This window comes from Rhodococcus sp. CX, assembly GCF_015865005.1.
GTDB lineage: Bacteria > Actinomycetota > Actinomycetes > Mycobacteriales > Mycobacteriaceae > Rhodococcus.
The window spans coordinates 1-5,657 of record NZ_JADZGH010000141.1; the positions used below are offsets into that span (position 1 = coordinate 1).

Annotated in this window: 6 protein-coding genes; 4 read left to right on the forward strand and 2 right to left on the reverse strand. The window is 71.9% G+C overall.

All coding sequences use genetic code 11. From position 1 onward, the window contains the following. Nucleotides 1–343, forward strand: a 343-nt coding sequence (locus I0Q12_RS14800; RefSeq protein WP_197252629.1) for a tyrosine-type recombinase/integrase, incomplete at its 5' end; no start/stop codon positions are given. Nucleotides 344–485: 142 nt separating this feature from the next. Continuing rightward, on the forward strand, nt 486–1,889 hold the full coding sequence (locus tag I0Q12_RS14805; protein ID WP_197252630.1) for an NAD(P)/FAD-dependent oxidoreductase: 1,404 nt from the start codon (nt 486–488) through the stop codon (nt 1,887–1,889). A gap of 64 nt (nt 1,890–1,953) precedes the next feature. Here I0Q12_RS14805 and I0Q12_RS14810 read toward each other — a convergent pair whose 3' ends face one another. Together I0Q12_RS14810 and I0Q12_RS14815 are read right to left on the reverse strand one after the other, a co-directional pair. Then, nucleotides 1,954–2,388: a PaaI family thioesterase gene (locus I0Q12_RS14810; RefSeq protein ID WP_197252631.1), complete on the reverse strand. Its 435-nt coding sequence runs from the start codon at nt 2,386–2,388 to the stop codon at nt 1,954–1,956. Between the two features lie 239 nt (nt 2,389–2,627). Further along, on the reverse strand, nt 2,628–3,338 hold the full coding sequence (locus I0Q12_RS14815; protein WP_307846247.1) for a hypothetical protein: 711 nt from the start codon (nt 3,336–3,338) through the stop codon (nt 2,628–2,630). A 208-nt stretch (nt 3,339–3,546) separates the two neighbouring features. Here I0Q12_RS14815 and I0Q12_RS14820 point away from each other — a divergent pair, with 208 nt between their 5' ends. Continuing rightward, nucleotides 3,547–4,974, forward strand: a complete 1,428-nt coding sequence (locus I0Q12_RS14820; protein ID WP_197252632.1) for an iron ABC transporter permease — start codon at nt 3,547–3,549, stop codon at nt 4,972–4,974. Nucleotides 4,975–4,988: 14 nt separating this feature from the next. Continuing rightward, a partial coding sequence (locus tag I0Q12_RS32915) for an iron chelate uptake ABC transporter family permease subunit (RefSeq protein ID WP_374068705.1) occupies nt 4,989–5,657 on the forward strand: 669 nt, incomplete at its 3' end.

The window sequence follows — 5,657 nt, forward strand, 5'->3', positions numbered from 1 at the left end:
GGAGGACCTGGCGATCTGGGAACGATTCCCGCCGGAGGATCCGCTGTTCGTCGGCAGCGACGGCCGGCGCATCACCCGCGGCACCCTGCAGTACCGGGTCCGGCGGATGTACCGGCTGGCCGGGATCGAATCCGAACGCAAACGCGGCGCGCTCGCGCACGCGCTGCGGCACACCTTCGCCACCAGCCTCGCCGACAGCGGCGCGACCATGGTCGAGCTGCAGCAGCTGCTCGGGCACCGGTCCCTGCAGACGGTGCAGATCTACACCTCGGCCACCAACGACGCGGTGCGGCACGCCGCCCGCCACAACCCGGTCTACGAGCTGCTGCGCGACCCGGAGTGACCGCGCCGGACACGACTCACCGATCGGTTCGACGCGTCACGGCCCGCGAATGCTGCGAGACTGGGGCTGTTCGCCGAGTGAGGCGGGGACCGCGCCGGCACCGATCGGCCCGGTCACTGACAGACGTCGAGGGAGCAATCAGATGAGCATCCAGCCGGTCGGGTCGGGTCGTCATCGGGTCGTGGTCATCGGATCCGGATTCGGTGGACTGTTCGCCACCCAGGCCCTCAAACGCGCGGATGTCGACGTCGTGCTGATCGCCCGCACCAGCCACCATCTGTTCCAGCCGCTGCTCTACCAGGTGGCCACCGGCATCCTGTCCGTCGGCGACATCGCCCCGGCCACCCGCATGGTGCTGCGCAAGCAGAAGAACGCGCAGGTGCTGCTCGGGGAGGTCGAAACGATCGACATCGACGCGCAGACGGTCACCTCCCGATTCCTGGACCGGGTCACCGTCACCGAATACGACAGCCTCATCGTCGCCGCGGGCGCCGGCCAGTCCTACTTCGGCAACGACCATTTCGCCGAATTCGCGCCCGGCATGAAGACCATCGACGACGCCCTCGAACTGCGCGGCCGCATCCTCGGGGCGTTCGAGCAGGCCGAGTTGTCCGACGACCACGACGAACGCACGCGGCTGCTGACGTTCGTGGTGGTCGGCGCCGGCCCCACCGGGGTGGAGCTGGCCGGGCAGATCGCCGAACTGTCGCGCCGCACCCTCAAGGGCGCGTTCCGGCACATCGACCCGACCGAGGCGCGGGTGGTGCTGCTCGACGGCGCCCCGGACGTGCTGCCGGTGTACGGGGGCAAGCTCAGCCGCAAGGCCCGCAAGACGCTCGAGCGGCTCGGGGTGGAGATCCAGCTGGGTGCGATGGTCACCGGCGTCGACGCCGAGGGCCTGACCGTCAAGGACAAGGACGGCACCGAACGGCGCATCGAGTCGCAGTGCAAGGTGTGGTCGGCCGGGGTGGCGGCGAGCCCGCTCGGCAAGCAGCTCGCCGAGCAGTCCGGCGCCGGCATCGACCGGGCCGGTCGCGTCCAAGTGCAGCCCGACCTGACGCTGCCGGGTCACCCGAACGTGTTCGTCATCGGCGACATGATGGCGCTGGACAACCTGCCGGGACTGGCGCAGGTGGCGATGCAGGGCGGCAAGTACGCCGCGCAGCAGATCGTCGCGGGCCTGCACGGGCAGGATCCGGCGCAGCGCAAGCCGTTCCACTACTTCGACAAGGGCTCGATGGCGACGATCTCGCGGTTCAGCGCGGTCGCGAAGGTCGGCAAGCTCGAGATCAGCGGGTTCATCGGCTGGATCGCGTGGCTGTTCATCCACCTGCTGTATCTGGTGGGGTTCTCGTCGAAGCTGTCGACATTGTTGTCGTGGGCGCAGGCGTTCTTGTCCACCGGCCGCAACGAGATGGCCGCGACCGAGCAGCAGGTGTTCGCGCGGATCGCGATCGACCGGCTGCGGGAGCACACCGAGGCCGCCGAGGCCGCGGCGGCAGAAATCGAGAAGGGCGGCTCCGGGTCGGCCCGCGAGGCCGGCTGACGCCGAACCGGCTCGGGCACCGGGTGCCCGAGCCGGCGGACCGTAGTTCTAGTGGCCGATAGCTCTAGTGGCCGATGCGGTCGGCGTCGGTGATGTTGGCCAGGCGCACCTGCCCGTGCGCGACCGTGCGGTCCTGCTCGTCGGTGATCGCGACCTGCCACAGCTGCTGGGTGCGGCCGCGCTGCAGCGGGGTGCCGGTCGCGGTGAGCACGCCCTCGCGGGTGGCGCGCAGGAAGTCGGTGTTGTTGTTGACACCGACGACGTTGCCGCGGTCGCCGAACCACAGCGCGCCGGCGATGCTCGCGACCGTTTCGATGACCGCGCAGTACACCCCGCCGTGCACGATGCCGTAGGGCTGGTGGTGGCTCGGGGTCACCGTCCAGCGCGCCACCACCCGATCCGGGCCGGTTTCGACGAATTCGAGCCCGAGCGCGGTACCGAAGCCGACGTTGTTGGCGTCGGTGGTGGCGGCGGGATCGGGGGTGAGTTGCTTGGTCATGAGGTCTCCGTCGTCTCGGCTGTCCGGGCGTCTCCGCCCTGTCCTGTCGGATGGTAGGCGCCCGACGGGGCGCGCCGCCGCCGGGGCGCGCGGGCGGTGCGGGCCCGGAAAAGGATCCGGCGGGCCCCGCAGGGATGCAGGGCCCGCCGTGGGAAGGACCGGGAGTCTCTGCAGCCCTCAGGACTCCGGCGCGGTCCGACAGTAGGTGACGACCATGATTGTAGGGAAGGCTGCCCTAATCAGGCAAGGCCTCGGACGGGAAACCCTGCGGAAACGAACGCGTCGAGCAGCTGCTGGCCGCGGCGCGCGGAGACCTGCCGCGACGACGCGGCGAGCATCGGCAGCTGCGCGGCGCCGGTGACGACCGCCCGGCCGACCAGCGCCCAGAACCGGGCGCCGTCGAGCGGCGCGCAACCCTGCAGCGTCCGGTGCACCGTGGACAGCGCGGTCACGGCGCGGTGCGCCGTCCAGATCGCGAGGGCCTGTTCACACGGCAGCACCACCACGCCGCGGGTGCCCTCGGCGGGATCACCGGGCAGCACCCGCAGGGTGTCGTCGGCGACGCCGGCCCAGTCGATGCCGCCGTCGCTGTCCTGGTGGATCCACAGGTTCTCCAGGCCGGGATCCCAGGCGCGCCCGTCGAGGACGACCGGTGCCAGGACCCGCCCGACGACCACGTGGATCAGCGCCCCGGCGACCTGTTCGACGGCGATGCGCGGATCCTCGACGTCGTCGAGCACGCGGCGGTAGAGCAGGTCGACACGCTGGGCCCGGTCCTCGCCGGCCAGGCGCCACCAACGGCGGCGGGGTTCCTCGTCGACGCGGGCGACGGCGTAGACGCGAGGGGCGTCCGGCGCCAGCGCGCGCAGCCGGGTGCGCGTGTCGTCGAACGCGGACCCCGGGACCGCACAGATTTCCGGGACCTCGGGACGGGTCAGCAGCAGAGTCACACCCACACACCTCCTGATCGGCAAGCAGCACCACGGTTCCACAACCCCGCGACGGTTTAGGTGAGCCTAACCTTTGCATGTGTGGGGCGGTTGCGCAACTCCTCAGGAGACGGGATAGATAGGATTCCGTAACCTAAGTTCCCGTACGTCTCTCCGCGGACCTCGTCCGCGTCCCCGGCAGGCACCGATCCCGAGGAGCACCCCGCCCGTGACCACGATCCGACACCCGGGAGACTCACCGGTCCTGCCCGATCCGGGCCCCCCGGCGAGCCCCGCGCGGCGCCTGACCGCCACCGCGCTCGACGCCGCCCTGCTCGCCGTGCCGCTGGTGATCGGCGCGCTGCTCGTCGACACCCTCGGCGACGCGAACGGCGGCGGCCAGACCGACCGCATCGTCTTCGGGTTCGCCGCCGTCGCCGCCGCCGCCGGATTCTGGCTGTGGAACAACGGCCGCCGCGAGGGCCACACCGGCAGCAGCCTCGGCAAGCAGTGGACCGGCCTGGTCACCCGCGACGTCGCCACCGGCGCCCCGGTCGGCACCCGGCGCGCGCTGCTGCGCCGCGACACCGAGGTGGTCACCGACAAGATCGCCGCCGCCGACGGCTTCGCCCCGCTCCCCCCGGACAGCAGCGTCGCCGGGCTGCGGCGCCGCCGCCTGCTCGGCCTGGCCGCGCTGATCGTGGTGCTGGGTTTCGTGTTGCTGGCCGGCATCTCCATCGGCGCCCGCCCGATGACCTTCGCCGAGGTCCTGCACGCGCTGACCGTCAACGACGGCTCCGAGACCGACCTGATCGTGCACAGCTTGCGCATCCCCCGCACCGTGCTCGGTCTGGTCGTCGGGATCGCCCTCGGCATCGCCGGTGCCCTCATCCAGGGGCACACCCGCAACCCGCTCGCCGACGCCGGCCTGCTCGGCATCAACGCCGGCGCCGCCTTCCTCGTGGTGCTCTCGATCTACCTGTTCGGGATGACCACCCCGTCGCAGTACCTGTGGTTCGCGTTCGCCGGCGCCCTGCTCGCCGCGGTCACCGTCTTCGGGTTCGCGTCCATCGGCGGCGGCAAGGCCAGCCCGCTGAGCCTGGCGCTGGCCGGCGCCGCCGTCGCGTTCTTCCTGCAGGCCATGACCAACACGGTGGTGCTGCTCGACCAGACCACCCTCGACGGGTTCCGCTTCTGGGTGGTCGGCTCGGTCGCCGGCCGCGGCCCCGACGTGCTATGGCAGGTGCTGCCGTTCCTGACCGCCGGCGTGGTCATCGCCCTCGCGAGTACCCCCGGCCTCAACGTGCTCGGCCTCGGCGAGGACGTGGCCCGCTCGCTCGGCACCAACGTCGCGGTCAGCCGCACCGTCGGCATCGTCGCGATCACCCTGCTCACCGGCGCCGCCACCGCCGCGTGCGGCCCGATCGCGTTCATCGGGCTGATCGTCCCGCACATCGCCCGCGCCATCACCGGACCCGATTACCGCTGGCTGGTGCCCTACGCGGGCCTGCTCGGCGGAATCCTGCTGCTGCTCGCCGACGTGATCGGCCGTATCGTCGTGCGCCCCGGCGAGCTGCAGGTCGGTATCGTGCTCGCCCTGATCGGCGCACCGTTCTTCATCGCCCTGGTCCGCCGACGGAAGCTGGTGTCCCTGTGACCGACTCGACCACCCTGGAGGCCCCGGAGCGGCGCCCCCGCCGCCTGGTGCAGGTCTCCGCCGCGATCCCGTCCCGCCCGGCCCTGCGGATCGGTCCCGTGTCGCTGGTGTGGCGCGGCCGGCACCTGCTGGTGTGCGCGGCGCTCGCCGTCGCCGCCTTCCTGCTGCTGTGCGTGAGCCTCGGCCGCGGCGACTACCCGCTGTCGGTGCCGCAGGTGCTCGACGTGCTCGCCGGCGGCGGCGCACGCCTGGACCGGTTCATCGTGCTGGATCTGCGGCTGCCCCGCGGCATCGGCGCCGTCGTCGTCGGCGCGGCCCTCGCGGTGGCCGGCGCGATCACCCAGTCGCTCTCGCGCAACCCGCTGGCCAGCCCCGACATCCTCGGCATCACCGCCGGTGCCGGCGCCGCGGCCGTCGCCCTGATCGTGGTGACCGGCGGCGGCTCGATCGTCGGGCTCCTCGCCGGTCTGGGCCTGCCGCTGGCCGCGCTGCTCGGCGGCCTGCTCACCGCGTTCGTGATCTACCTGCTGGCCTGGCGCAACGGCGTCGAGGGCTTCCGGCTGGTGCTCATCGGCATCGGCGCCAACGCCATGCTCATCGCGCTGACCAACTGGATGCTCGTCTCCGCCGACATCAACGACGTCGCCCGCGCCCAGGTCTGGCTCACCGGCTCCCTCAACGGC

Excerpts from the sequence above, each read along its gene's own strand:
- I0Q12_RS14805 (WP_197252630.1), top strand. The coding sequence starts at position 486 with ATGAGCATCCAGCCGGTCGGGTCGGGTCGTCATCGGGTCGTGGTCATC.
- I0Q12_RS14810 (WP_197252631.1), bottom strand. The coding sequence starts at position 2,388 with ATGACCAAGCAACTCACCCCCGATCCCGCCGCCACCACCGACGCCAAC.